Raw genomic sequence first — 1689 nt, forward strand, 5'->3', positions numbered from 1 at the left:
GGGCGCGTGGTGCTGCTCACCGCGCCATCCTCGCCCACGCCCCGCCCCTCCTCACGCCGTCCGCCGCCCGCGCCGCCCGGTCACGGGGTGACGGCCTCGCGGACCGCCCGCTGCACCGCGCTCAGGAACTGCGCGCCCGGCGCCGGCACGCCGGTGCCGGCGCACGTGACGTCGCGCTCCGGCGCGACGCCCTCGGTGAGGAAGGCGTCGACGACCGCGTCCACGCACGCGTTGCCCGCCGAGGCGTACAGGCCGTGGTCGCCCTCGTCGGCCACCGTGACCAGCACCGAGGAGCCCAGCGCCTCGTGGGTGGCCACGGCCCCCTCGTAGGGGGTCGCCGGGTCGTTGCGCGACTGCACGACCAGCAGCGGCGGCAGGTCGCGGCCGTCCGGGCGCGGCAGGCTCAGCGGGGCGCGCTCCCAGTACCCGCACGGCTGCTGGGTGACCCACCAGCCGCGCAGTGGGTGGGCGGTGCCCTGGATCCGCCCCAGGTCGTCCCAGAACGCCTGGCCCCGCGACCAGGCGGTGTCGTTGCACGTGGTGGCGAAGAACGTGGCGTCGGCGCTCTCCGCCGCGCTCGGGCGCTCCTCGGCGAGGCGGTCCGGCAGCAGCGCCGGCACCCGCCGGGCCACGTCCGCGGCGGCGGCGTCCACGGCCGCGGCCGCGGCCGGGTCGCTGCCCGCGGCGGCGCGCAGGCCCTCCACCACGTCCAGGCCGCGCAGGACCCAGGCGAGCTGCTCGAAGGTGGTCTTGGAGTACATGGACTGCGCGACCAGCACGTCCACGACGGCGCCGTCCAGCAGCACCACGCCGTCCAGCTGCAGCGGCCGGGCGGCCAGCCCGGCGCGCACCCGCTCGTAGGTGGCCTCCACGGCGCCGGGGGTGGCGCCCAGGCGGAAGAGCCAGTGGTGGCTCGCCGCCCAGCCGGCGAAGTCCTGCTCGAAGCGGCGCTGGAACGCGGGGGGCTGGTTCTCGCTGAAGACCTGCTGGAACGCCGCGGTGGCCTCCACGCTGGAGTCCAGCACGAACCGGCCCACCCGGGCGGGGAAGTAGGTGGCGTACTGCGCGCCCAGCCAGGTGCCGCCGGAGTAGCCGACCCAGTCGATCGTCCCGCGCCCCAGCGCGTGCCGGACCACGTCGAGGTCGGCGATCGTCTGCTCGGTGTTGACGACGTCCACCAGCGGGTCGTCGGCGCAGGCGTCGGCGGTGGCGCGCATCGCGTCGGCGGTGGCGCGCAGCGCCTCGGGTGAGCGGTCGCGCGCGTCCGGCGCGCCGGTCACCGCCGCCAGCACGTCCGCGCCGCACGTCAGCGGTGAGCTGGCGCCGGTGCCGCGCACGTCCAGGCCGACGACCTCGGTGCGCGCCAGCGCCGGCTGCAGGCCCAGGCCGGCCAGCGCCAGGCCGGCCGCGCCGGGGCCGCCGGGGTTGGTGAGCACCGTGCGGGCGGGGCGCTCGCCGGCCTGCGGCAGCCGGCTGATCGCGATGCGCAGCGGCTCCCCGGCGCCGGGGTCGCGGTGGTCGCGGGGCACCAGGACCTCGGCGCACTCCAGCGCCGCGGCGGCCTGCTCGGAGCCGACGGTCTCGACCGTGCACGGCGCCCACGCCGGGACCTGCTCGCGGTAGCGCGCCGGGTAGCGCTGCTCGAACTGCCGGTCGGCCTCGGCGGCGGTGGCCGGGCGGGCGGTGGCC

General features: G+C 78.4%; 1 protein-coding gene. It reads right to left on the reverse strand.

All coding sequences use genetic code 11. The annotated features are described in order from the left end of the window. Window positions 1-80: 80 nt before the first annotated feature. Window positions 81-1689, reverse strand: a 1609-nt coding sequence (locus GTR00_RS20330) for an alpha/beta hydrolase (RefSeq protein WP_166613347.1), incomplete at its 5' end; no start/stop codon positions are given.

Origin of the sequence: Kineococcus indalonis, from assembly GCF_009906395.1 — a bacterium.
GTDB lineage: Bacteria > Actinomycetota > Actinomycetes > Actinomycetales > Kineococcaceae > Kineococcus > Kineococcus indalonis.